This is a genomic window from Kitasatospora sp. NPDC059673 (genome assembly GCF_042734215.1).
Lineage (GTDB): Bacteria > Actinomycetota > Actinomycetes > Streptomycetales > Streptomycetaceae > Kitasatospora.
Window position 1 is genome coordinate 53,878 of sequence record NZ_JBHWEN010000027.1, and the last position, 23,692, is coordinate 77,569.

The 23,692-nt window shown below is 73.9% G+C and carries 21 protein-coding genes; 12 read left to right on the forward strand and 9 right to left on the reverse strand.

The genetic code is table 11. The annotated features are described in order from the left end of the window. The first annotated feature begins 8 nt into the window (after positions 1-8). Positions 9-2,843, forward strand: coding sequence for a lysylphosphatidylglycerol synthase domain-containing protein (locus tag ACFV18_RS26785; protein WP_380487388.1), 2,835 nt, complete (start codon positions 9-11; stop codon positions 2,841-2,843). Positions 2,844-2,846: 3 nt separating this feature from the next. On the opposite strand, the gene ACFV18_RS26790 is transcribed toward ACFV18_RS26785, so the two are convergent. From ACFV18_RS26790 to ACFV18_RS26815, 6 genes are all read right to left on the reverse strand, one after another. Beyond that, positions 2,847-3,773 (reverse strand): NAD-dependent epimerase/dehydratase family protein, encoded by a 927-nt coding sequence (locus tag ACFV18_RS26790; protein ID WP_380487390.1) that lies wholly within the window; start codon positions 3,771-3,773, stop codon positions 2,847-2,849. A gap of 155 nt (positions 3,774-3,928) precedes the next feature. Then, a complete protein-coding gene (moeZ, locus tag ACFV18_RS26795; RefSeq protein ID WP_380487393.1) occupies positions 3,929-5,107 on the reverse strand; it encodes an adenylyltransferase/sulfurtransferase MoeZ in 1,179 nt (392 codons plus the stop codon). Between the two features lie 161 nt (positions 5,108-5,268). Continuing rightward, positions 5,269-6,213 carry an NAD-dependent epimerase/dehydratase family protein gene (locus ACFV18_RS26800; protein ID WP_380487394.1) on the reverse strand — a complete coding sequence of 315 codons (945 nt, stop codon included), beginning with the start codon at positions 6,211-6,213 and terminating at the stop codon, positions 5,269-5,271. Then, entirely contained in the window at positions 6,210-7,283 is a 1,074-nt protein-coding gene (locus ACFV18_RS26805; RefSeq protein WP_380487396.1) for a hypothetical protein, read from the reverse strand. Before ACFV18_RS26805 ends, ACFV18_RS26800 begins: the two co-directional genes overlap by 4 nt. Continuing rightward, entirely contained in the window at positions 7,280-8,815 is a 1,536-nt protein-coding gene (locus tag ACFV18_RS26810; RefSeq protein WP_380487397.1) for a DUF3492 domain-containing protein, read from the reverse strand. The genes ACFV18_RS26805 and ACFV18_RS26810 overlap by 4 nt, the downstream gene beginning before the upstream one ends. A 297-nt stretch (positions 8,816-9,112) precedes the next feature. Next, positions 9,113-10,030 (reverse strand): alpha/beta fold hydrolase, encoded by a 918-nt coding sequence (locus tag ACFV18_RS26815; protein WP_380487399.1) that lies wholly within the window; start codon positions 10,028-10,030, stop codon positions 9,113-9,115. A gap of 227 nt (positions 10,031-10,257) precedes the next feature. Here ACFV18_RS26815 and ACFV18_RS26820 point away from each other — a divergent pair, with 227 nt between their 5' ends. The 3 genes from ACFV18_RS26820 (at position 10,258) to ACFV18_RS26830 (ending at position 11,682) form a co-directional block, all read left to right on the forward strand. Next, positions 10,258-10,914, forward strand: a complete 657-nt coding sequence (locus ACFV18_RS26820) for a TetR/AcrR family transcriptional regulator (RefSeq protein ID WP_380487401.1) — start codon at positions 10,258-10,260, stop codon at positions 10,912-10,914. A gap of 141 nt (positions 10,915-11,055) precedes the next feature. Next, entirely contained in the window at positions 11,056-11,283 is a 228-nt protein-coding gene (locus ACFV18_RS26825; RefSeq protein WP_380487403.1) for a DUF3107 domain-containing protein, read from the forward strand. Between the two features lie 120 nt (positions 11,284-11,403). Then, on the forward strand, positions 11,404-11,682 hold the full coding sequence (locus ACFV18_RS26830) for a hypothetical protein (protein ID WP_380487404.1): 279 nt from the start codon (positions 11,404-11,406) through the stop codon (positions 11,680-11,682). A 7-nt stretch (positions 11,683-11,689) separates the two neighbouring features. On the opposite strand, the gene ACFV18_RS26835 is transcribed toward ACFV18_RS26830, so the two are convergent. Beyond that, positions 11,690-12,415, reverse strand: a complete 726-nt coding sequence (locus tag ACFV18_RS26835) for a ferritin-like fold-containing protein (protein WP_380487407.1) — start codon at positions 12,413-12,415, stop codon at positions 11,690-11,692. Positions 12,416-12,996: 581 nt separating this feature from the next. Here ACFV18_RS26835 and ACFV18_RS26840 point away from each other — a divergent pair. The 6 genes from ACFV18_RS26840 (at position 12,997) to ACFV18_RS26865 (ending at position 19,759) form a co-directional block, all read left to right on the forward strand. After that, complete coding sequence (locus tag ACFV18_RS26840) at positions 12,997-15,420, forward strand: DEAD/DEAH box helicase (protein WP_380487410.1); 2,424 nt, start codon at positions 12,997-12,999, stop codon at positions 15,418-15,420. A gap of 470 nt (positions 15,421-15,890) precedes the next feature. Next, entirely contained in the window at positions 15,891-16,745 is an 855-nt protein-coding gene (locus ACFV18_RS26845) for an alpha/beta fold hydrolase (protein ID WP_380487412.1), read from the forward strand. A gap of 417 nt (positions 16,746-17,162) precedes the next feature. Further along, positions 17,163-17,306, forward strand: a complete 144-nt coding sequence (locus tag ACFV18_RS26850) for a hypothetical protein (protein ID WP_380487414.1) — start codon at positions 17,163-17,165, stop codon at positions 17,304-17,306. 248 nt (positions 17,307-17,554) lie between these two features. Further along, positions 17,555-18,193, forward strand: a complete 639-nt coding sequence (locus ACFV18_RS26855) for a DUF6758 family protein (RefSeq protein WP_380487417.1) — start codon at positions 17,555-17,557, stop codon at positions 18,191-18,193. Between the two features lie 41 nt (positions 18,194-18,234). Beyond that, positions 18,235-19,083 (forward strand): PHP domain-containing protein, encoded by an 849-nt coding sequence (locus tag ACFV18_RS26860; protein ID WP_380487419.1) that lies wholly within the window; start codon positions 18,235-18,237, stop codon positions 19,081-19,083. A 55-nt stretch (positions 19,084-19,138) separates the two neighbouring features. Then, on the forward strand, positions 19,139-19,759 hold the full coding sequence (locus ACFV18_RS26865; protein WP_380487422.1) for a MarC family protein: 621 nt from the start codon (positions 19,139-19,141) through the stop codon (positions 19,757-19,759). 15 nt (positions 19,760-19,774) lie between these two features. Here ACFV18_RS26865 and ACFV18_RS26870 read toward each other — a convergent pair whose 3' ends face one another. Further along, positions 19,775-20,431: a suppressor of fused domain protein gene (locus tag ACFV18_RS26870; protein WP_380487423.1), complete on the reverse strand. Its 657-nt coding sequence runs from the start codon at positions 20,429-20,431 to the stop codon at positions 19,775-19,777. Between the two features lie 437 nt (positions 20,432-20,868). On the opposite strand from ACFV18_RS26870, the gene ACFV18_RS26875 reads away from it, so the two are divergent. Next, on the forward strand, positions 20,869-21,984 hold the full coding sequence (locus tag ACFV18_RS26875) for a magnesium and cobalt transport protein CorA (protein ID WP_380487426.1): 1,116 nt from the start codon (positions 20,869-20,871) through the stop codon (positions 21,982-21,984). 18 nt (positions 21,985-22,002) lie between these two features. Here the strand turns inward: ACFV18_RS26875 and ACFV18_RS26880 are convergent, their stop codons facing one another. Then, a complete protein-coding gene (locus ACFV18_RS26880) occupies positions 22,003-22,908 on the reverse strand; it encodes a DMT family transporter (RefSeq protein ID WP_380487475.1) in 906 nt (301 codons plus the stop codon). Between the two features lie 130 nt (positions 22,909-23,038). Here ACFV18_RS26880 and ACFV18_RS26885 point away from each other — a divergent pair, with 130 nt between their 5' ends. After that, on the forward strand, positions 23,039-23,572 hold the full coding sequence (locus ACFV18_RS26885; protein ID WP_380487428.1) for a hypothetical protein: 534 nt from the start codon (positions 23,039-23,041) through the stop codon (positions 23,570-23,572). Positions 23,573-23,692 lie beyond the last annotated feature (120 nt).

Consider the following 23,692-nt stretch of genomic DNA (forward strand, 5'->3'; position numbering starts at 1 on the left):
AAGACCAGATGACCGGGACGGCTGAATTGAACGTGGACAAGGGCTCCGAGGAGTCCGCCACCGACGGTTCCGCCGAGCGGGGCCACGACGCCCCGCCGGTCGACCTGCGCCACCGGGCGCGGGACGCGCACCACACGGGGGAGGACGCGGTGGCCGCTCAGCTGCCGCCGGACGACGGGTCGGACCGTCCGGGCACACCGGACCGGCCGCCGGAGCGACCGGACCAGCACAAGAACGGGCAACCCGACGGGCAGCCGGCCGAGCCCTCGGAGGAGCCCTCGGACGGGCCTTCGGAGGAGCCCTCGGAGGAGCCGTCGGAGGAGCCTTCGGACGAGGAGCAGCCCGAGGCGGAGGAGCCGGCCGGCGAGTACCTGGCGGTCGACGAGCCGCTGCTGCCGCCGCGCGCCCACCGGCCCTCGGACCTGCTGCGGTTCCTCGCCGGTCTGCTCGGCATCGTCGCGGTGTTCGTGCTCGCGCAGGTGGCGGTCTCCACCACCAGCGGCATCGAGAACGACATCACGGTCAACGCCAAACGCATCCCCGACCTGCTGTCCACGATCTCCGCGCTGGTCTCCTCGATCGCCGTGCTGGCGGTGCCGCTGGCGTTCGCGGTCGAGCGGCTGATCAAACGCGACGGCCTGCGGGTCGCCGACGGCGTACTCGCCTCGGTCCTCGCCTACGGCGTCTCACTGGGCGTCGACTGGTGGGTGGCGGCCAGCGCCCCCGAGGAGATCCGCAACGCGCTGACCCAGTTCCCGCCGGGCCACGAGGAGACCCTCACCGACCCGGTGCACGGCTACCTCGCCCCGGTGATCGCGTACATGACCGCCGTCGGCATGTCGAGCCGGCCGCGCTGGCGGGTCGCGCTGTGGATCGTGGTGATCCTCTCCGGCGCGACCGAGCTGGTCAACGGCTACACCACCCCGTTGTCCCTGCTGCTCACCGTGCTGATCGGCTGGTCGGTGGCGTACGGCACGCTGTACGCGATCGGCTCGCCGAACATCCGGCCGACCGGGCAGCACCTGATGATCGGCCTGCGCAAGGTCGGCTTCACCCCGTCCGCCGCGCACACCGCCCCCGACGGCCCCGGCGGCACCCGCCGCTACCTGGTCGTCCAGCAACACGGGCCGCTGCTCGACGTGCACATCATCGACCGCGAGCAACAGGCCTCCGGCTTCTTCTACCGGGCCTGGCGGCGGCTGCGGCTGCGCTCGGTCGCGGTCCGCCGCAGCCCGCAGTCGCTGCGCCAGGCACTCGAACAGGAGGCGCTGATCGCCTACGCGGCCGCCGCTTCCGGGGCCCGTGCCCCGCAGCTGGTCGCCACCTCCGAGCTCGGCCCGGACGCCGCGATCCTGGTGTACGAGAACGTGGCCGGCCGCACCCTGGACGAGCTCGCCGACGAGGAGGTCACCGACGCGGTGATGACCTCGTTCTGGACGTCGGTGGCCACCCTGCACGAGCGCCGGATCGCGCACCGCCGGCTCACCGGCGAGTCCCTGCTGGTGGTGGACGACCGCACCGGCTGCCTGATCAACCTGTCCGGCGGCGACATCGCGGCCGGCGACCTGACGCTGCGCATCGACGTCGCCCAGCTGCTCACCACCTTCGCGCTGCGCACCGGCCCGGAGCGGGCCGTGGCCGCCGCCACCGAGGCGCTCGGCCCGGCCCGGATCGCCGAGGCGCTGCCGCTGCTCCAGCCGGTCGGCCTGAGCCGGCAGACCCGCGGCGACCTGCAGCGGATGACCAAGGAGCGGAAGGCCGCCGCGCAGGCGCTGGCACTCAAGCAGGTCGCGGCGGGCGAGCGCACCCAGCAGCAGGCCGAGGAGGACATCGCGCAGGCCGGCGAGGACCTGCTGTCCAAGCTGCGCGGGCAGATCCTGCAGATCGCCCCCGAGGCGCCGATGGCCCCGGCCAAGCTGGAACGGCTCAAGCCGAAGACGCTGATCATGGTGGTGGCGCTGACCTTCGCCGCCTACCTGGCGCTGACCACGATCCGGCCGGACCAGTTCAAGGTCTCCCAGATGAACTGGGCCTGGGCGGCGGCCGCGCTGGCCGCCGCCGGCGCCTCGTACGTCGCCGCGGCGATGAGCCTGACCGGTTTCGTCCCGGAGAAACTGCCCTTCGGCCGGACGGTGGCCGCGCAGCTCGCCGGATCGTTCGTGAAGCTGGTCGCCCCGGCGGCGGTCGGCGGCATCGCGCTGAACACCCGCTACCTGCAGAAGGCCGGCATCCGCCCGGTCCAGGCGGTCGCCTCGGTCGGCGCCTCGCAGCTGGCCGGGCTCGGCGGCCACCTGCTGCTGCTGTTCGCCTTCGGCCTGATCACCGGCACCCAGACCAACGGCGACCTGGGCGCCTCCCGGGCGGTGATCATCGGGGTGCTGTCCGCCGCGGTGCTCGCCCTGGTGGTGGCCGCGGTCGCCCCGCTGCGCCGGTTCGTGGTGACCCGGGTCCGCTCGCTGTTCTTCGGCGTGATCCCGCGGATGCTCGACCTGATGCAGACCCCACGCAAGCTGATCACCGGCTTCGGCGGCATCGTGCTGCTGACGCTGTCCTTCACCGCATGCCTGGACGCCTCGGTGCAGGCCTTCGACGGCGGCGCGCACGTCACCTACGCGGCCGTCGCCGTGGTGTTCCTGACCGCCAACGCGGCCGGTTCGGCGATCCCCACCCCGGGCGGCATCGGCCCGGTCGAGATCGCCCTGATCGGCGCCCTGACCGTGGCCGGCGTCCCCGCCACCGCGGCCACCCCGGCGGTGTTCCTGTACCGCCTGCTGACCTTCTGGCTCCCCGTCCTGCCCGGCTGGATCGCCTACAACGTCCTCCAGCGCAAGGGCGCGCTCTAGGGCCTAGCTCTTCGGGTACGCGGCGACGATCCGGGCCAGCATCTCCTCCCAGGGCGTCGGCGTCAGGCCGAAGGTCTCGCGGGTGGCGGTGTCGTCGAGCACGAACGGGCGCTCGAACTGGTAGGCGGTCTCCCGGGCGGCACGGATCGTCGGGTTGACCAGGCCGAGCAGGGCGAGCACCGGGCGTGGGATGCCGGTGACCTTCGCGACCGGCCGCCTGGCGGCGGCGCACAGCTCGGCGATCACCTGCCGCTGGCTGCGTGGCGCGTTGCTCGGCACGTGCCAGGCCCGGCCCCAGGCGCGCTCGTCGGCGCCGACGGTGACCAGCAGGCGTGCGACGTCCTCCGGGGCCGTCCAGCTGTGCGGCGCGTCGGGGTCGCCGAGGACCTGCACGGTGCGGCCGGCCAGGGCGCGGGAGAACGCCCGGTCGTCGAGCGCGCCGAGCGCGTTCGCCGCCAGGTAGTCGGAGCCGCGCACCTCGGTGACCCGTACCCGCCCGGCCTGGTGCGCGGCCAGCGCGTCGCGCCACATGGTGGCCCGCACCTCGCCCTTGGTGGAGACCGGCCGCAGCGGCGTGCCCGGGCTCATCGGCCCGTCCACCACGCCGTAGCCGTACAGGTTGGAGACGGTGGCCAGCACCGCGCCGCCGCGCTCGGCGGCGGCGAGCAGCGAGGCGGCCAGCGGTGGCCAGACCTCTGGCCAGCGGTGGTAGGGCGGGTTGGCGCAGTTGTAGAGGACCTCGGCGCCCTCGGCGACGGCACCGAGCGCCTGCTGGTCCGACGCGTCCAGCTGCTGCCGCCGCACGCCCTCCAGCGGGGCGGCGGAGGCGGCGCTGCGGGTGACCACCACGACCTCCTCGCCGCGCTCGGCGAGCAGCCGTGCGGTGGCCGAGCCGACCGGCCCGGCCCCGACCACCACGTGCTTGCCCATCGGACTCCCCCGCTCTCTCGAACATCCGCGCCCCTGCCGACGCAGGTGTGCTGTTCCGCACCCATGGTCACGCAAAACCGCCCGACCGGGGGAATTCCCCTGGTCGGGCGGTTCGCTGAATGTCTGTCAACGCACGGCGCGGCGTTGGGCCTTCGTCAGTAGACGGGCTTCTCCGGCTCGATCTGGTTGACCCAGCCGATCACGCCGCCGCCCAGGTGCACCGCGTCCGCGAAGCCCGCGGACTTGAGCACGGCCAGCACCTCGGCCGAGCGGACACCGGTCTTGCAGTGCAGCACGATCCGCCTGTCCTGCGGCAGGTCCTGCAGGGCGTTGCCCATCAGGAACTCGTTCTTCGGGATCAGGCGGGCGCCCGGGATGTTGACGATCTCGTACTCGTTGACCTCGCGGACGTCGATGATGTCGATGTCCTCGCCGCTGTCGATCCACTCCTTGAGCTGCTTGGAGGTGATCGTGGAGCCGAGCGCGGCGGCCGAGGCCTCCTCCGAGACGACACCGCAGAACGACTCGTAGTCGATCAGCTCGGTGACGGTCGGGTTCTCGCCGCACACCGCGCAGTTGGGGTCCTTGCGGACCTTCACCGAGCGGTACTGCATCTCCAGGGCGTCGTAGATCATCAGCCGGCCGACCAGCGGCTCGCCGATGCCGGCCAGCAGCTTGATCGCCTCGTTGACCTGGATCGAGCCGATCGAGGCGCACAGCACACCCAGCACGCCGCCCTCGGCGCAGGACGGGACCATGCCCGGCGGCGGGGCCTCCGGGTACAGGCAGCGGTAGCACGGGCCGTGCTCGGCCCAGAACACGCTGGCCTGGCCGTCGAAGCGGTAGATGGAGCCCCACACGTACGGCTTGCCGAGCAGCACCGCGGCATCGTTCACCAGGTACCGGGTGGCGAAGTTGTCGGTGCCGTCGACGATCAGGTCGTAGCCGGAGAAGATCTCCATCACGTTGTCGTTGTCGAGGCGCTCCTCGTGCAGCACCACGTTGACCAGCGGGTTGATCTCCTTGACCGAGTCGCGCGCGGACTCGGCCTTGGAACGGCCGATGTCGGACTGGCCGTGGATGATCTGGCGCTGCAGGTTCGACTCGTCGACGGTGTCGAACTCGACGATGCCGAGCGTGCCGACACCGGCGGCGGCCATGTACATCAGGGCCGGCGAGCCGAGGCCGCCGGCGCCGACGCAGAGCACCTTGGCGTTCTTGAGCCGCTTCTGCCCGTCCATGCCCACATCGGGGATGATCAGGTGGCGGGAGTACCGGCGGACCTCTTCGACGGTGAGCTCGGCGGCCGGCTCGACCAGGGGTGGCAGCGACACGGGGACTCCGATGGTCGTCAGTTTCTCGTTCGACTACGCCAACAGTGTCACGTGCCGGGGGTATTCCAAGACAGCAGGTCCACTTTCTGAGATGGCCGGCGTCGGATGGCGAGACTTCGCACCCGGCGCCGAACCCCCTGGTCAGGCCGCGCCCGCCCCGATCAGACCCGGCAGGCGGTCTCCAGCCAGACGTCCCCGAGCGACTCCTCCAGCGGCACCTGTGTCCGCCATCCGAGACGGTCCCGGGCGGTCCGGACATCCGCCTGCCGCCAGTGCACCGGCTCGGCGGCGGCCCGCGCCTCGGCCGCCCGGGCACCCTCCGTGGCCGTCTGCTGCGCGGGCAGCACCACCTGGCGGGCGTCCTCGCTGATCGTCCCCTCGAAGCCGGACGCCCGGACCAGCAGGTGCGCCGCCTCCCGCGCCCGCACCGCGTGGCCGCTACCGATGTTGATCACCCCGGTGGCCGCGGACACCGCCGCCGCCTGGATCGCCCGCGCCACGTCCCGGACGTCCACGAAATCCCGGTAGCCGGACAGGTCCGGCATCCGCACCTGGGCCTCCTCCTGCTCCAGCGCCCGCCGCAGGCCCTCCGCCAGCCGCCCGAACAGCGAGGCCGTCGGCGACCCCGGGCCGACCACGTCGAACACCCGCAGCACCAGCGCGTCCAGCCCCGAACTCAGCACCAACTCGGTGCCCGCCAGCTTCGACACCCCGTACGGCCCGACCGGACGCGGCTCCGCGCCCTCCGGGATCGGCCCGCCCGGCTGGGTCGGCCCGTACTCGGCGGCCGACCCGACGTGCACCAGCCGGGCGGGCTCCCGGCTGCGCCGGATCGCCTCGCAGACCGTCGCCACCGCCAGCGTGTTCGCCCGGATCAGCGCCCGGGACGTCCCGTACGTCGCCCCCGCGCAGTTGATCACCACCTGCGGGGCGACCGCGTCCAGGAACCGGGCCAGCGCGCCCGGACTGCCCGCGGCCAGGTCGAACCTGATGTCGGCGGAATCGCCCCGGCCCAGCACGGTCACCTGGAGCCCCTCCTCCGCCAGCAGCCGGTCGGCGACCCGCCGGCCGATGAACCCGTCGGCTCCCAGCAGCAGCACCCTCATCGGGCCCAAGTCCTTCCATCAGGCCCGGCACCGGCCGGGCAACGAGATTCGATCGACAAGTCGGAGTACGCCCCCGGCCGGGTGCTCAGCGGCCAGGCGTGCCCGGCCAGCAGGACGGCCGGGCCGAGCGCGGCGGCCAGCACCGGGCCCGGCGGCGGCGCCCCGAGCCAGTGCGCGGGGCCGGGCAGCGAGAGGACGGCGGCGCCGGTCGCGGCTGTCAGCACGGCGACCGCGGCGGTGCCGGGCCGCCCCGCGCCGCGCACCACACCGGCCAGCAAAGGCAGCACGCCGCACACCAGCAGCGCGGCCCACGCGGTACCGCCACGCCCACCGACCCCCGCCCGGGCGAGTACCGCAAGCACCGCCAGCTGCGCCAGCACGGCCAGCGGCAGGACGGGGCGCAGCCGGGAGCGGAACTCCCGCAGCGTGGCGAGTGCCGTCTGCCGCTGCCCGAACCGGCGCAGCCGGGCCGCGCCCCACCCGGCGCTCGCACCACCGAGGGCGACCACCAGCGCCGTGCCGGGGGCGGCGGCGCAGAGCAGGGCGAGCAGCAGTCCGCTGCCGGCGCCCTCGCCGAGCGCGGCCCAACGGGAGGACCACCAGGACGACCGGCGCCCGGCCCGCACCGGATCGTCGAGCAGCCCGTCGTCCGGCTGCCACCCGACGACCGCCCCCGGCGGCGCCGCACCCGACGGGACGGCGACCAGCGCGTGCCCGCCCGCGCCGGCCAGCACCGCCAGCGCCCCGCCCGCCACCCCGCCGAGCGCGGCGGCCGGCAGCAGCGGCAGCAGGTGGACGGCTGCGCCGCACAGCGCGGCGGGCAGTCGCCGCGGGGCCGGAGCGGGCGCCAGCGGTTCGGGGGGCGGCGGGCGGCGCGGCACCCGGGCGTACAGCTCCTCGGCGAGGCCGAAGACGTCGGCGTGCCGGTAGCGGGCGGCGCCGTCGGCGGCCAGGCCGGCGTCCTCCAGGGCGGCGGCGATCTCCAGCGGGTCCACCGCCCGCTCACACAACTCGCGGTTGGCGTCCAGGAGTTCACGCACCGGGTCGGCTGATGGCGAAGAGGCGGTCACACGGCCTCCGCGAGCGCGGGCAGCGAGGTCCCGCCGGCCGCCACCCAGTACTCGGCGGGCCGGGCGAACGGCCGCGCCGGAATGCCGGGGCGGGCCGGGAACGCCGGGTGGCGGGAGATCAGTTCGAGGTAGATCTCGCGGAACGCGCCGACCACGGGCTCGACGCCGAAGCGTTCCTGCGACCGCAGCCGACCGGCCAGCCCCAGCCGGGAGCGCCGCTCGTGGTCGCGCAGCAGCGCCAGGCAGGCCCCGGCGAGGGCGCGCGGGCTGCGCGGCGGCACCAGCAGCCCGGTCGGGCCGAGCACCTCGCGGGCCACCCCGACCTCGGTGGCGACCACGGCCCGGCCGCTGAGCATGGCGTCGGCGAGCAGCCGGGGGCTGCGCTGGGCGAGCGCGCTGAACACCACGGCACTGCCCGCCGCCCAGGCCGTGGCCAGGCTCTCCGGCCGCCCGGCGAACTCGACGGCCCCGGCGACGCCGAGCCGCTCGGCGATCGCCTCGCAGTGCGCCAGGTAGCCGGCCGCGCCCTCCTCGCCGTACATCCGCAGCCGGGCGTCGGGCAGTTCGGCGCGGACGTGCGCGAAGGCGTGCAGCATCAGTTCGGGGTCGCGGCCGGGTTCCAGCGCGCCGGCCCAGACCAGGGTGGGCGCCTCGGGTTCGGCCCCGGCGGCGGCCCGTCCGGTGGCGGGGGTGCCCTCGTGGATGACCCGGGTGCGGGCGGGGTCGCCACCGCAGTGCCGCTGCCACTGCTGGTCGTAGGCGCTGCCGGGGGTGAGCACGGCGGCCTGCCGGTAGGTCTCCTCGGTGAGCTGCCGGAAGAACGACAGCAGCAGGGCCCGCACCGGCCAGCGATAGGGGGCGGAGCGGTAGCCGCGGTACTGCTCGCGCAGGTGCAGGCCGTGCTCGGTGACCACGAACGGGACGCCGTGCAGTTCGCGGGCGACCAGCGCGGGCAGTGCGGCCGGCCCGCCGCCGACCACGTGGCACAGGTCGGCGCCGCCGAGCCCGGCCGGGCCGGTGCCGTACCAGGGCGCGGACAGCGGCCGCAGGCACTGTTCCAGCAGGTCGGCCGCGACCAGCACGTCGCAGACCTGCGGCTGGCCGCCGGCGGTGTCGGCGCCGGGCATCCGCCAGATCCGCTCCAGCGCGCGGTGCGCGTGGCCGGAGGCGAGGAACGCGGGCAGCGCCTCGTCCTCCCGCCCGAGCGCGGCCAGCCGGTACAGCGCGGGCCCGAACCCGGCCCGCTCCCCGGGCATCACCAGCGCGCGGACCAGCTCCTCGTACGCCCGCACGTAGGCCCGGCGGCGCAGCGCGGCCGGCCTGCGGCCACCCGGGCGGCGCCCCCACATGGGCAGTTCGTGGACGCCGTGCAGGCCGCGCACCCCGGTGGGCGGTGCGGGACGATCGCCGGGGAGCAGCCGGTAGAGCCGGAACTCGTGCTCGGGCAGGCCCTCGACCAGGCGGCCGCACCAGCCTCCTCCACCACGCTGCGCGTTGGTGTGACTGCCCTCGGTGAGCAGAGCTATGCGCACGACGCCTCCTGAGCACGAGCGTTTCGACGGGTTCCGGCCCTACGACACAGGAAGTGCGTCCGTGCTCGACGGCCCTCCGGCCGGCGTTCGCTCCCCCGCGTCCGCCACCGTCGCCGTCTCGCCCCCCACACCTGTTCGGTCCGACAACACGACGGTAGAGCGCCGGGCCGGACCCCTTGGGGGCCCGGCCCGGCTTGCCACCTGATCGAGTGAACGGCCGTGACCTCGCGCGTCTCGGCCGCGTTCTCGCCCGAAGCGCCCGGTGCACCCAGTGCGCCCGAAGCACCTCACCGGCCGTCAGCGTCCGGCGTCGGCCTCCACGAGCAGTTCGCGCACCGCGCGGGCCACCGGCTCGGGGTGCTCCAGCATCGCCACGTGCCCGGACTCGGGCAGCACCAGCAGCCGGGCGTCCCGGAACGCGGCGCAGGCCCGCCGGGCGGAACGGTAGGAGACCAGCTTGTCCTTGAGCCCGTACACCAGCAGTACCGGTACCTCGACCTGCCGGGCCTGCCGCCACAGCGACTGCTCGCCGCGCTCGGTGTAGGCGCTGACGATGCCGCGCGCGGACCCGGCCAGCGCCTGCAGGGCGTACGGCAGCGCGGTACGGCGCCGGTACTCGGCGACGGCGCGGGCCCGGCGGTGCGCGGGGATGCCCTCGGGGTCGCCGTAGACCAGCCGCAGCAGTTCGGCGGTGGCGCTCTCCGGGTCGCTGGCGGCGCCGCGGCGGCGGAGCAGTTCGGCCACGCCGGGGACGGCCAGCAGCCCGGTGGGCCAGGCGGTGCGCTGCGGGGGCAGTTCGGGCAGCGCCGGGGAGATCAGGGTGAGGCTGCGCACCAGGTCGGGGCGGAGCGCGGCGAGCCGGACGGAGACCGCGCCGCCGAGCGAGTTGCCGAACAGGTGGACCGGTCCGCGGCCGGTCTCCTCCAGGTAGCCGATGACGGCGCGGACGTGGCCGGAGACGCTCAGGTTGCCGTCCAGCGGCGGCGCGGACCAGCCGAAGCCGGGCAGGTCGACCGCTTCGCCGTCGACGTCCTCGGAGAGCTGTTCGAGCAGCTCCAGCCAGTTGTCGCCGGAGCCGCCGAGCCCGTGCACGAACAGGGCGGGCGGGAGTCCTTCGCGGGGTTCGGTGTGGCGGCTGACGGCCACTGCCGCTCCGGGCACCTCGACGGTGCGGTAGGGCTCCAGGGCGGCGAGAGGATGCTGGGCGGCGCTCATGGAGGACGATGGTAGTGAGGACGGCCTGCCACCGGCGCGATTCGGGCCGGTCCCGACCCGTTACTGGGTCCGTCCGGACCTGTGGACACCGCTGGTCCGGGCCGTATTGTGGGCTCCCGACAAGGGCGGTGGTGCGCTTTACTCGGCTTCACCCGCGCAACAGCGGGTTACCGAAAAGTAGAATCAACACCTTGCAGCCCATCGCAGACCGTGAAGTGAGGAGCGCCGTGACGGCCATCCAGGAGGCGCAGGAGCGTCCGCGCGGTGCCCGCCTGCCGCGAAGCGCCCGCCGTGAACAACTGCTCGGAGCCGCCCAGGAGGTGTTCGTCGCCCAGGGCTACCACTCGGCCGCCATGGACGACATCGCCGAGCGGGCCGGCGTCAGCAAGCCGGTGCTGTACCAGCACTTCCCCGGGAAGCTGGAGCTCTACCTCGCGCTGCTGGACAAGCACTGCGACGCCCTGGTGGACGGCACTCGGGCGGCGCTGGAGGCGACCAACGACAACAAGCAGCGGGTCGCCGCCACCATGGAGGCCTACTTCCACTACGTCTCCAGCGAGTCCGGCGCGTTCCGGCTGGTCTTCGAGTCGGACCTGACCAACGAGCCGGCCGTGCGCGACCGGGTCGAGCGGGCCACCGACCTGAGCGCCACCCTGGTCTCCAAGGTGATCGCCGAGGACACCGACCTGCCGGAGGCGGAGGCCAAGCTGCTCGCGGTCGGCGTCTGCGGCATGGCCCAGATCACCGCCCGGTACTGGCTGTCCCAGGAGTCCGAGATCCCGCGCGACGAGGCGGTCCGGCTGATCGCCAGCCTGGCCTGGCGCGGCCTGAAGGGCTTCCCGATGCACCCGGCCCTGGAGGGCTCCGGCGCCACCGGCGAGTGAGCGCCGATTCGGCCCTGAGCGGACCGACCCGGGACGTTCGCCTCCCAGCCGCTCCCCTGCCTTAAGGTGAAGCCCGTACGGCGCGCCGCCCGCGAACGGCGGTTCGAGCGCGCGCGGCCAGCTACCGGAGGGACGGAAGCCGTGGAGGTCAAGATCGGCGTGCAGAACGCGAACCGGGAGATCGTCCTGGAGAGCGCGCAATCTGCCGAAGAGGTCGCGGACGCGGTCGCCAAGGCCCTGGACGGCAGCGCCAAGCTGCTCACGCTGTCCGACGAGCACGGCCGCAAGGTGATCGTCCCGGCGGACCGCCTCGCTTACGTCGAGATCGGCGAGCCGTCCGTCCGCAAGGTCGGTTTCGGCACGCTCTGAGCGCACAGCACGGCGCCCGTTCCCCCACCCGGGGGGACGGGGCGCCGTGCTGTGCGTACCGGAGGCCCCGGGCGGGTAGGCGGTGGGTGCTCCAGCGCCGCACAACCCCGGGAGGCAGCCGTGTGGGAGACGACCGCGTTCGTCCTGATCGGCTTCGCCGTCGGGTTCGGTGCCCTGCTGGCCCGGCCCGGGCTGTTCCCCGGGTCGCGCGCGCTGCCGGTCGGCACCGCCCTGGTGTCCGCCGTGCTGGCCGGGCGGCTCACCCACTACGTGATGGACGGGCACGCCCCGGCGGTGCAGCTGGCGGTGTCGGCCGTGGTGGCGGTCCTGCTGGTGTCGGTGCCGGCCCGGCCGGACCTGTCGCCCCGTCGGCCCGGCGGCCGGCACCGCCACGCCTGACGACCGCTCAGGACGCCAGACCGAGCGCGGCCATCCGCTTGGTGTGGGCCTCGGTGATCCGGTTGAACATCTTGCCGACCTCGACCAGGTCGAAGCCGCGCACGTGCGCGCCGCCGACCAGCAGGTTCGACAGCGCGTCCCGCTCGGCGACCACCCGCTGCGCCTGGCTGAGCGCCTCGCCCATCAGCCGCCGGCCCCACAGCGCGAGCCGGCCGCCGACCCGCGGGTCCTCCTCGATCGCCTGCCGCACCCGGTCCACCGCGAACTCGCCGTGCCCGGTGTCGGCCATCACCCGCAGCACCAGGTCGCGGGTGTCGTCGTCCAGCCGGACCGCGACCTCGCGGTAGAAGTCGGTGGCGATGGCGTCGCCGACGTACGCCTTGACCAGGCCCTCCAGCCAGTCGGACGGGGCGGTCATCCGGTGGAAGGCCTCCAGCGGCTCGACGAACGGCTCCATCACCGCGACCGGGTCGGCGCCCACCTCGGCCAGCCGGTCGTGCAGCAGCTGGTAGTGCTGGAACTCGGCGGAGGCCATCCGGGCCAGCGCGGCCTTCTCCGCGATGCCGGGCGCGAACTTGGCGTCCTCGGCGAGCCGCTCGAAGGCGCTCAGCTCGCCGTACGCGAGCGCGCCCAGCAGGTCGAGCACCGCCGCGCGGTACTGCGGGTCGGCGGCCCGGGCCGTCCAGGGCCCGATCGAGTCGGTGATCCCGTCACCGGGTTCCTGAGTCTCCATGGCACCTGACCTTAGTGGTCCCGACGGGTGCGAGGACCGCCCGCCGCCGTCCCGCCACCCGGGCGCGGCCGGTCGGAGTATTCGCCGTCACGTGTTCGAGTCGTCGCTTGACTGTATGGTAGGTAGCGAGGCCAGGTGTAACCCCGCGCGGCCCGTCCGTTCAACGGCAGGCCGCGCAGTCGTACCCGGTGGCGTTCCGCCGCCCGGTGCACCGCACCCGGCGCTCACGTACGCGGATGCCCGGTCGGAGACCCGATCGGCTCCGACCTGGCCCGAGCCTCGGGCCCAGGCACCGCATCAGGCCGAGCGAGGGCCGCCGCGGACCGCGCCGCGATGCGCCGGGCCGCACGCCCCCGTCAACGGGACGCCCTCCCCCGCGCCGCCCGCCCGACGCGCCCCTCACCGGGCAGCGCGGGCACGGCAGGACGCGCTCGAACTCGGCCCCTCCACACGGAAGAGGCAGCACCCTGTCCACCACCGCCGAACCCACCAAGACGACCTTCCGGGAACTCGGAATCCTCCCGGAGACCGCCGAAGCCCTGGAGGCCGTCGGCATCGTCCACCCCTTCCCCATCCAGGAGATGACCCTGCCGGTCGCACTGACCGGCCACGACGTCATCGGCCAGGCCAAGACCGGCACCGGCAAGACCCTCGGCTTCGGCCTCCCGCTGATCGAGCGGGTCGTGGTCAAGGCCGACGTCGCCGCCGGCCGGGCCACCGCCGAGCAGCTCACCGACAGCCCGCAGGCGCTCATCGTGGTGCCCACCCGCGAGCTGTGCACCCAGGTCACCAACGACCTGCAGACCGCCGGCAAGGTCCGCAACGTCCGCGTCCTCGCCGTGTACGGCGGCCGCGCCTACGAACCGCAGGTCGAGGCCCTGAAGAAGGGCGTCGACATCGTCGTCGGCACCCCCGGCCGCCTGCTCGACCTGGCCGGCCAGCGCAAGCTCGACCTGTCCCAGGTCCGCGCGCTGGTGCTGGACGAGGCCGACGAGATGCTCGACCTCGGCTTCCTGCCCGACGTCGAGAAGATCATCACCATGCTGCCCGCCAAGCGGCAGACCCTGCTCTTCTCCGCCACCATGCCCGGCCAGGTCATCTCGCTGGCCCGCCGGTACATGAGCCAGCCCACCCACATCCGGGCCGCCGCGCCGGACGACACCGGCACCACCGTCGCCAACATCGAGCAGCACATCTTCCGTGCCCACTCGCTCGACAAGGTCGAGATGGTCTCCCGGATCCTGCAGGCCGACGGCCGCGGCCTCGCGATGATCTTCTGCCGCACCAAGCGCACCGCCGCCGACGTCGCCGACCAGCTCACCAAGCGCGGCTTCGCGGCCGGCGCGGTGCACGGCGACCTCGGCCAGGGCGCCCGCGAGCAGGCGCTGCGCGCCTTCCGCAACGGCAAGGTCGACGTCCTGGTCTGCACCGACGTCGCCGCCCGCGGCATCGACGTCGAGGGCGTCACACACGTCATCAACTACCAGTGCACCGACGACGAGAAGACCTACCTGCACCGGATCGGCCGCACCGGCCGGGCCGGCGCCTCCGGCACCGCCGTCACCCTGGTCGACTGGGACGACATCCCGCGCTGGCAGCTCATCAACAAGGCGCTGGACCTGCCGTTCAACGACCCGGAGGAGACCTACTCCACCTCCCCGCACCTGTACGAGCTGCTCCGCATCGCCCCCGGCACCAAGGGCATCCTGCCCCGCTCCGAGCGCACCCGGGCCGGCCTCGCCGCCGAAGAGGTCGAGGACCTCGGCGAGACCGGCGGCCGCGGCCAGCGCTCCGGCCGCACCGGTGGCGGACGCGGTGGACGCGGCGCAGCCCCCGAGACCCCGGCTCCCGCCGAGCGTCCGGCCCGCCGCAGCCGCGAGCGTCGCCGCACCCGCGGCGGCAACTCCCTCGCCACCGGCACCAACGCTCCGGCCGCCCCCGAGGTGACCACCGCCGAGCATCCCGCCGCGCCCGCCGCGCCCGCCCCGGGCGAGGGCCGCAGCTCGCGCCGCCGCAACCGCAACCGCCGCAACTCCGCTGCCGCCGCCCCGGCCGTGGTCGAGACGGCCATGGTCGAGACGGCTCCGGCACCGGTGATCGACGCCGCCCCGGTGGTCGTCGCGGAGCCGGTGGTCGTCGCGGAGCCGGTCGCCGAGACCCCGGCGGTCCGGGCCCCGCGCAAGCGCACCCGCAAGGCTGCCGCCGCCCCGGTGGTCGAGGTCGTCGTCGAGGCCGCCCCCGCCGAGCCGGTCGCCGAGACCCCGGCCGCCCGCACCCCGCGCAAGCGCACCCGCAAGGCTGCCGCCGCCCCGGTGATCGAGACGGTCGCCGAGGTCGTCGTCGAGGTCCCGGCCCCGGTGGTCGTCGCGGAGCCGGTCGCCGAGACCCCGCGCAAGCGCACCCGCAAGGCTGCGGCCGCGCCGGTGGTCGAGGAGACGGTCGAGGCCCCGGCGCCGCGCAAGCGCGCGACCAAGAAGGCTGTCGCCGCTGTCGAGGTCGTCGCCGAGGAGGCCGCCCCGGCGCCCCGTAAGCGCGCGACCAAGAAGGCTGCCGCCGCCGAGGTCGTCGCCGAGGAGGCCGCTCCGGCCCCGCGCAAGCGGGCCACCAAGAAGGCTGCCGCCGCCGCCGAGGTCGCCGCCGAGGAGGCTGCCCCGGCGCCGCGCAAGCGGGCCACCAAGAAGGTCGCCGCCGCCGCCGTCGAGACCCCGGCGGAGGAGATCCCGGCGCCGCGCAAGCGGACGACCAAGAAGGCTGCCGCCGCCGAGGTCGCGACCGAGGAGGCTGCCCCGGCCCCGCGCAAGCGGGCCACCAAGAAGGCCGCCACCGCCGAGGTCGCCGCCGAGGAGGCCGCCCCGGCGCCCCGTAAGCGGGCAACCAAGAAGGCCGCCGCCGCCGAGGTCGTGACCGAGGAGGCCGCCCCGGCCCCGCGCAAGCGCGCCACCAAGAAGGCCACGGCCGAGGAGATCCCGGCCCCGCGCCGGACCCGCAAGACCGTGGAGCAGTAACCCGCACCACCTCACCCGCCGGGGAGGGCCCGACCACCACCAGGTCGAGCCCTCCCCGTCGGCATTCCCACCCGCACAGGCCCCGCGCGCCGCCTGGCAGGGCCAGCGCCGTGCTGCCCCCCGATTCGCCGTCGGCTGCCGGACACCTGCCGCGCAGGGTGGCTCACCATGCCCCGCCCCGGGCAACAGCCGCCGAGCCGCACCTCGGTGGCCGACGGGGCGCGCAGCCATCCACAGCGGATGCGCCACCTGGCAGGGCCGGAGCCATGCTGCGCAACACTCGGCCCCGCTCCGCCCGACCCCGCGTCAGCAGTGGCCCCGTGCGCGTCGCCGCCCCGCCCATCCGGCCGTCGCCCCGGCCCCGTCCGACGGCCCTCGGCGTTTCGTCCCGCTCCGCCCGTGGCAGCCGGATGCGTGCTGCGTAGGGTGGCTCCGGGTTTTCGGGTGATCTGCCGGGAGGGCATGGAGTTATGAGTACGCCGCCGTTCTTGAAGCTGCCGGGGTGTGTGCGGGCCGTCCGGGTCGGTGGGCTGGCGGCGTTGCGGGGGGAGCCGGTGGGGGCGGTGCGGGGGACGGCGTTGCTGGTGCCGGGGTTCACCGGGAGCAAGGAGGACTTCATCGCGTTGCTGGAGCCGCTGGCCGAGGCCGGGTTCCGGACCGTCGCGGTGGATCAGCGCGGCCAGTACGAGTCGGGCGGCCCGGACGGCCCGGAGGCGTACACGGTGCAGGCGCTGGGTGCGGATGTCCGGGCGCTCTCCGCGGAGCTCGGGGCCGGGGGCGAGCCGCTGCACCTGCTGGGGCATTCGTTCGGCGGTCAGGTGGTGCGGGAGGCGGTGCTGTCGGCGTCCGACGAACTGCCGTGGGAGTCGCTGACGCTGATGTCCACGGGTCCGGGGGCGATCGATCCGGCGGAGGCGGCGCGGACGAGGCTGCTGCTGGACGCGCTGGAGTCGATGGACCTGGAGTCGATCTGGCAGGTGATGCGGCAGATGGACGGTGAGCGGGTGCCGACGCTGGATCCGGAGATCGCGGAGTTCCTGCACCGTCGCTGGCTGGCGAACCTGCCGCAGGCGCTGAAGGTGGCGGCGGCGCACCTGGTGGCGGCGCCGGACCGGGTGGACGAGTTGGCGGCGGTCGGGCTGCGGACGCTGGTGCTGTCCGGCGAGCGGGACTACGCCTGGCCGGTCGAGGAGCAGTCGCGGATGGCGGAGCGCCTGGGCGCGCTGCGCACCGTGGTGCCCGGCGCGGGGCACTCGCCGAACGCGGAGCGCCCGGCCGAGACGGCCGCGGCCCTCGCCGCGTTCTGGTCCGCGCAGGACGTGTAGCGCGCGGCGCGCCGTTTTCCCGGCGAATCCGGGCCACCAGCAGGCTTTCTGACGGTCAGTCAGAAGTCGGCTCCGGTTTTCGCGCGACAAGGATCGTTAGCTCGGGTAATATTTGACTCAGTCCGGAATCAGAACCTACGACGGCCGCACCCTCCTCCGGCCGTCGAAATCACGGATTTACCGGCGGGCAACCGCCAGGTAGCAGCGTCGCGGCACAGTGAGACAGGGGCATCGTCGCCTCCTTCCGGCTGCCGCACCGTAAGTGCCGCTGAAGAAGTCCTGCTTGAGAGTGGGGGGGAGCGACAGGTGACTGCACCTGCCGGACGTCCGACCCAGCCAGTGCCGGCGAGCCATCGCGCGATGGCCTACCGCCGGCCGAGTCCGCCTCGGAGCCCGAGGGCGGGAAGGGAGAGGCCCATGCGTTTCGAGATCCTTCGCCTGGATCACGCCGGAGCGGAGACCGATCGGCTGATCGCCGACGCGGCGACTGTCTCCGAGTACCTGAGGACCGCCGCGCAAACCGGCGAGCGCCTGTACATCCGGCCGTGCAAGGCCGTGTGACCGGACGCGGACGAGCCGCCGAGCCGTCCGACGTTCCGATACCCGGCTGACGCCCCGTCACCACAGGAGACCCCTGGGACGACGGGGCGTCAGTGTGTTCGGGGGCCGCGACCTGCGGGGGTTTGGCGCCGGGTCGCCCGGGACATCAACCCTGCCGGACCCGGGCCGTTGCCGGGGCGGCTCGTGGCGGACTCCTTCCGGGTGATCGTCCTTGACGCAGCAGTCCGGAGGGAGGACCGTTGTCGGTTATGAGGGGCGAGCCAAGCTGTCCGCGATGTGCCGGTCGGGTCCGCGCCCCCGGCCTCTTCTCCGACACCTGGCAGTGCGACCGGCACGGTGCCGTGCACCCGATGCAGCCGGTGCTGCCCCCCAGTGTCGAGGCGTTGAACGTCGCCGTGAACCGCTCGCAGGTGCCCGTCTGGATGCCCTGGCCGCTGCCGGTCGGCTGGCTGTTCACCGGGATCGCGCACGCGGGTGACGATCTGTCGGGTGCGCGCGCCACCGCCGTCGCCTGCTCGGGGCCGGCCCCGCTCGGCGGGTTCGGCGAACTGGTGCTGGTGGCCGAGGAGCTGGGCATCGGCCTGGGCGCCCGCTACGCGGGATTGGACGGGCCGGACCCGGGCGACTCGGTGGCGCTGTACAAGCCGGCGGACGCCAAGCTGATGGCGGCCGGCCGGCCGACCCCGATGTTCCACGTCCCCGGCGCCCCGGACGACCGGGCGGTGTACGTCGGCGAGGCGCGCGGCCTGTGGCTGTGGGCGATCGCCTGGCCCGAGCAGTCAGCGCTGTTGATGCACGACGAGCTGGTGCTGACGGACCTGCGCGACGCGGGGGCCGAACTCGGCCTGCTGCCCTGCGGGGCGCTCTCCCCCCGCCTGCTCGGCTGACCCACTCCCCCCGCCCCGCGCGGCTCCCTATCCTGGGCGGCATGCGTATCGATCTGCACGCCCACAGCAATGCTTCGGACGGCACCGACTCCCCGGCCGAACTGGTCGCCAACGCGGTGGCCGCGGGCCTGGACGTGGTGGCGCTGACCGACCACGACACGGTGGCGGGGTACGGCGAGGCGACGGCCGCGCTGGCCGGGACGGGGCTGACCCTGGTGCCGGGTGCCGAACTCTCCTGCCAGGTGGGCGGGATCAGCATGCACCTGCTGGCGTACCTGTTCGACCCGGCGGAGCCAGCCTTCGCGGCCGAGCGGGAGCTGGTGCGCACCGACCGGTTCCGGCGCGGGCGGGCGATCGTGGAGCGCTGCATGGAACTGGGCGCGCCGATCAGCTGGGAGCAGGTGCAGCGGATCGCCGGGGCCGGCTCGGTGGGCCGTCCGCACATCGCGTCCGCGTTGGTGGAGGCGGGCGTGGTGGCGAGCGTCTCGGACGCGTTCACGCCCGAGTGGCTGGCCAACGACGGGCGGGCGGACGTTCGCAAGCACGAGACCGACCCGGCGCTCGCGGTGCGGCTTGTGCGGGCGGCGGGGGGCGTACCGGTTTTCGCTCACCCCGGAGCGGACAAGCGCGGCCGGACGGTTTCGGACCAGGTGATCGTCGATCTTGCGGCGGCCGGGCTGGCCGGGCTGGAGATCGACCACACCGACCACGACGAACCGACCCGGGCCCGACTCCGCACTCTGGCAAGCGAGTTGGGACTTCTGGTGACGGGCTCCAGCGACTACCACGGCAGCCGCAAGACCGTCCGGCTGGGCGAGTTCACCACCGCCCCAGAGGTGTACGAAGCACTGGTGGCACAGGCGACCGGAGCCAAGCCCATCACTGGGTGAAACACCCCGGCGCGTCCCATCGCACCCGAACGACGGAACGCCCAGAATGCCCGCCATGAACGACGCCATCGACGGCAAGGTCTTCGGCTCACTGTTCGTCACACTGTTCGTGATCATGGATCCACCGGGCATCATGCCGATCTTCCTGGCACTCACCTCCGGCCGGACGCCCCAGGTGCAGCGCCGGATGGCCTGGCAGGCCACGCTGGTGGCACTCGGGGTGATCACCGTCTTCGGGCTGTTCGGGCACCAGATCCTCGACTACCTGCACGTGTCGATCCCGGCGCTCCAGGTGGCTGGCGGGGTCCTGCTGCTGCTGATCGCCCTGGATCTGCTGACCGGCCGGATCGAGGAACCCACCCAGACCAAGGACGTCAACGTCGCCCTGGTCCCACTGGGCACCCCACTGCTGGCCGGGCCCGGGGCGATCGTCGCGGTCATCCTGGCCGTGCAGGGAGCCAGTACCACGACGCAGCACCTGGCGCTCTGGTCGGCGATCGTGGCCATGCACCTGATCCTCTGGGTGACCATGCGGTTCTCACTGTCGATCATCCGGGTGATCAAGGACGGCGGCGTGGTCCTGATCACCCGGCTGTCCGGCCTGCTGCTGTCGGCGATCGCGGCGCAGCTGGTGGCCAACGGGGTGTTCGCCTTCATCGCGGACAACGCCAAGTGACGGGCCGACGAGGGCTCAGTCCAGTGGGACGCCGCGGCGGTTCGGGTCGCGCAGGTCGGTGCTGTGCTTCAGCCAGCGCTCCTCCAGCGCGCCCGCGCCCTGGACGCGCTTGAACGCGGCCTCGTTGGGCGTCATCGGCAGCAGCGGCAGGAAGCGCACCGCCTCGGCGGGGGCCGGGAGTTCGAGGTCCTCGACCAGGCCGCCGGGCTCGGCGGCCAGCACCGAGGTGAACGGGGCGCCGGTCCACAGCGGGGAGCCCAGGTCGAGCGAGCCGCCGGGGGCCACCACCAGGCCCTCCACCTGCGGGCTGGCGGCGAACACCACCAGCGCCCGGTGCACCTCGTCCCGCCCGCCGCGCACGGTGAGCACCAGTTCGGCGCGCGGGCCGCGCACCGGGTCGGCGACCGGCGAGGACGGGTCGGCCATCGGGGCGGCGGACATGCCGAGCGTCGCGTAGCGGACCAGGCCCTCGGCGTCCGGGCCGAAGCGCAGCACCTCGATCCGGTCCGCGCCGACGAAGGTGACCGCGGCGCGGCCCGAGGGTTCGCCGAAGGTGCTGATCAGCCGGGCCTCGACGGCGGCCAGGACGGTCTGCCGGGTCGGGCCGGAGCCGTGGCCCGGGCCGGCGTCGGGATCGGAGAAGTCGCCGAAGAGCGGGAAGTCGTGCGCCATGCCGCGACCTTAGCGCGCGCGGCGGCGGGCCGACTTTGGCGCGACCTTTACCCGGCGGAGGCCGAACTCCGGGGCCCGGCACGGGGAAGAGCTGTTAATGTGAGCGGTCGGCCTTGTGAATACGAACCAGGGCCGCGACGGCCCCCGCGTGGGCCCCGGCGTGGAGGAGGTGGTCACGGTGGACAGCAGTCGACCATGCAGTACCGGCAGCTCTCTCCGGCCCACCCTGGCCCGCCGCCTGCACGGCTGACCTGGGCTCACACGCAGCGTGGCGTCCGGCCGGGAGAGCACCTTCCCCGGGGTCGAGCCGTCGAAACCCGCCCAGCAACGGTTTTCTGACGCATCATCGGCTCCGGCGTGTCCACCGGTGTTTCCCGCCGTCGCGTTCGCCCTGCCCTGCCGGGGCGCGCGCCGGTCCGGCCCAAGGAGTCCGCGCCATGTCGATGATCAACAACCTGCGCGCCGCCGTCGTCCGTCCGACCCGCCGCCGGGCCGGTGACGACCTCGGACTGCCCCCCGGCACCACCCCGTCCTCGGTGGTGGACTGCGCCGTCTACCAGCAGGGCAAGCGGATCGGCGAGACCTGCAGCCCGCGCGAGGCCGCCCGACAGGTGAAGGCGGCCCACCAGAACGGTCCCGGCTCGTTCAGCTGGATCGGCCTGCACGAGCCCACCGGCGCCGAGTTCGAGGGCATCGCGCAGCGCTTCGGCCTGCACCCGCTGGCGGTGGAGGACGCGGTGCACGCGCACCAGCGTCCCAAGGTCGAGCGGTACGACAACATGCTGTTCGCGGTGTTCAAGACCGTGCGCTACATCGAGCACGAGCAGCTCACCCCGACCAGCGAGGTGGTCGAGACCGGCGAGCTGATGGTGTTCGCCGGCCCGGACTTCGTGATCACCGTCCGGCACGGCGCGCACTCCTCGCTGCGCGCCCTCCGGCTCCGCCTGGAGGCCGACGCCGAGGGCACCGGCCTGCTCGCCGAGGGCCCCGCGGCGGTGCTGCACGCGATCGCCGACCACGTGGTGGACAACTACCTGCTGGTCGCCGAACGCCTGCAGACCGACGTGGACGAGATCGAGTACGGCGTGTTCGCCAACCGCGGCGGCAGCGGCGCCGATGTCGGCCGGGTCTACCAACTCAAGCGCGAGGTACTGGAGTTCAAGCGCGCCGTCACCCCGCTGCTGCGGCCGATGCTGCAACTGTCCGAGCCGGTCGCGCGGCTGGTCGACCCGGAGATGCAGAAGTACTTCCGGGACGTCGCCGACCACCTGGCCCGGGTCAGCGAGCAGGTGCAGGGCTTCGACGAACTGCTCAACTCGCTGCTCCAGGCCAACCTGGCGCAGGTCTCGGTCGCCCAGAACGAGGACATGCGCAAGATCACCGCCTGGGCGGCGATCTTCGCCGTCCCCACCATGATCACCGGCGTGTACGGCATGAACTTCGAGCACATGCCGGAACTCCAGTGGACGTACGGCTATCCGACCGTGCTCAGCGTGATCGCCCTGATCTGCGTCGGCATGTACCGGGGCTTCCGCCGCAACGGCTGGCTGTGAGGGGCCTCGGGTGGGGCGTCAGCGGCGCTCCGCCCGGGCCACCAGCACCAGGCCCAGCAGGATCATCCCGACCGCCGGGTAGGCGGCGACCGGCGGCCACTGGCCCAGCCACACCGCCGCGATCAGCGCCGCGCCCGGGGTCTCCAGCAGGATCGCCGTCGAGGTGACCGACGGGCCCAGCGTGCGCACCACCCGGTTGCTCAGCGAGTGCCCGAGCAGCTGCGCCGACACCATCAGCAGGACGATCTGCCACCACGCAGCGGCCGGCCAGCCCGACAGCCGGGTGTCCGTCAGCAGACACACCACCAGCAGCGCCACCGCACAGGTCGCGTAGCAGACCAGGGTGTACGCGGTGGTCGACAGCGTGCGCCGCACCTCCGCGCCCAGCAGCACGTACCCGGCCGCCGCCGCGCCCGCGGCCAGCGCCAGCCCGTCCCCGAGCAGCGCCCGCGGCGAGACCGACAGATCGACGCCGGTCAGCACCAGAACGCCCGCGAACGCCAGGCCCACGCCCAACCACACCAGCCGCGGCGCGCGCACCCCGAACAGGCGCATCAGCAGGATCGTCCACAGCGGAGTGGTCGTCACCAGCGCGGTCGCGGACGCCACCGACGTCATCCGCAGGCTGGGCATCCACAGCCCGAAGTGCAGCGCCAGCAGCACGCCGGCCCCCATCGCCAGCAGCAACGCCCGCCGCGAGATCCCGCGCAGCTCGGCCCGGTGCCGCCACAGCGCGTACGGGCCCAGCACCGCCACCGACATGCTGTTGCGCCAGAAGGCGATCGCCAGCGCGGGCGCGGCCGTCGCACTGATCAGCGGGGCGGACAGCGAGATGCCCGCGATCGACACCGCCAACAGCAGCAGGTCGGTACGCGGCAGCACCGGCCGCCGATCGACCACCGCGGACGCGGCGGGGGCGTTCATGGTGGTGGGCACGGCTCTCCTTCGGCGGAACGGGGGGCAGGCTACACCGTAAGGTCTGTCTGCCCGTCATGGCACTGTCGTCCCGGGGGATGGACCCGTCCCCGGACGGCCAGGCCGTACGCTGTGCGGCATGGAGCGTACGACGACCGCGAGCCCGGCAGATTTCCTCGACCGGGCCCTGGTGGAGGAGTCCGCCAAGAAGTCCGGCCTGCTCTGGGTGCAGCCCGCCGGGCAGCCGCACGCCCGTCCGCTCTGGCACGCCTGGTACGACGGCGCCGTGATCGTCGTCGGCGACGGCGCCGAACAGCCCCTGCACGGCCTCACCGCCGACGCCACCGCCACCCTCACGCTGCGCAGCAAGGACAAGGGCGGCCGACTGGTCACCTTCCCCGCCACCGTCACCGCGGTCGCCCCCGGCACCCCCGCCTGGGACGGCGCCGTCGAGGAACTCAAGGGCAAGCGCCTCAACGCCCCCGACACCGACACCATCGGCGACCGCTGGGCCCGCGAGTGCCGCATCCTCCGCCTGGAGCCCACCGGCCCCCTCGCCCCCCACCCCGCCGACGCCCTCACCGCCACCCCCATCCCCACCCCGGCCACCACCCGCAAGCCGATCCCGGCCGGCCTCCCGAAGCTCCTCTTCAAGAAGAAGCACAAGAGCTGAAGCAAAGACAGGGGCGCGTGGGGGTACCTCCCGGCCCGCCAGGGCTGGGGGACAGCGCAAAGCGGAAGGCACCCGTCAGAAGGCTCGCGGCACCCCATTGACCTGCCGCCCGACGCGCCC

Excerpts from the sequence above, each read along its gene's own strand:
- ACFV18_RS26785 (WP_380487388.1), top strand. The coding sequence starts at position 9 with ATGACCGGGACGGCTGAATTGAACGTGGACAAGGGCTCCGAGGAGTCC.
- ACFV18_RS26790 (WP_380487390.1), bottom strand. The coding sequence starts at position 3,773 with ATGGGCAAGCACGTGGTGGTCGGGGCCGGGCCGGTCGGCTCGGCCACC.
- ACFV18_RS26800 (WP_380487394.1), bottom strand. The coding sequence starts at position 6,213 with ATGAGGGTGCTGCTGCTGGGAGCCGACGGGTTCATCGGCCGGCGGGTC.
- ACFV18_RS26815 (WP_380487399.1), bottom strand. The coding sequence starts at position 10,030 with ATGAGCGCCGCCCAGCATCCTCTCGCCGCCCTGGAGCCCTACCGCACC.
- ACFV18_RS26835 (WP_380487407.1), bottom strand. The coding sequence starts at position 12,415 with ATGGAGACTCAGGAACCCGGTGACGGGATCACCGACTCGATCGGGCCC.
- ACFV18_RS26840 (WP_380487410.1), top strand. The coding sequence starts at position 12,997 with ATGACCCTGCCGGTCGCACTGACCGGCCACGACGTCATCGGCCAGGCC.
- ACFV18_RS26845 (WP_380487412.1), top strand. The coding sequence starts at position 15,891 with ATGAGTACGCCGCCGTTCTTGAAGCTGCCGGGGTGTGTGCGGGCCGTC.
- ACFV18_RS26850 (WP_380487414.1), top strand. The coding sequence starts at position 17,163 with ATGCGTTTCGAGATCCTTCGCCTGGATCACGCCGGAGCGGAGACCGAT.
- ACFV18_RS26855 (WP_380487417.1), top strand. The coding sequence starts at position 17,555 with ATGAGGGGCGAGCCAAGCTGTCCGCGATGTGCCGGTCGGGTCCGCGCC.
- ACFV18_RS26860 (WP_380487419.1), top strand. The coding sequence starts at position 18,235 with ATGCGTATCGATCTGCACGCCCACAGCAATGCTTCGGACGGCACCGAC.
- ACFV18_RS26865 (WP_380487422.1), top strand. The coding sequence starts at position 19,139 with ATGAACGACGCCATCGACGGCAAGGTCTTCGGCTCACTGTTCGTCACA.
- ACFV18_RS26870 (WP_380487423.1), bottom strand. The coding sequence starts at position 20,431 with ATGGCGCACGACTTCCCGCTCTTCGGCGACTTCTCCGATCCCGACGCC.
- ACFV18_RS26875 (WP_380487426.1), top strand. The coding sequence starts at position 20,869 with ATGTCGATGATCAACAACCTGCGCGCCGCCGTCGTCCGTCCGACCCGC.
- ACFV18_RS26880 (WP_380487475.1), bottom strand. The coding sequence starts at position 22,908 with ATGAACGCCCCCGCCGCGTCCGCGGTGGTCGATCGGCGGCCGGTGCTG.
- ACFV18_RS26885 (WP_380487428.1), top strand. The coding sequence starts at position 23,039 with ATGGAGCGTACGACGACCGCGAGCCCGGCAGATTTCCTCGACCGGGCC.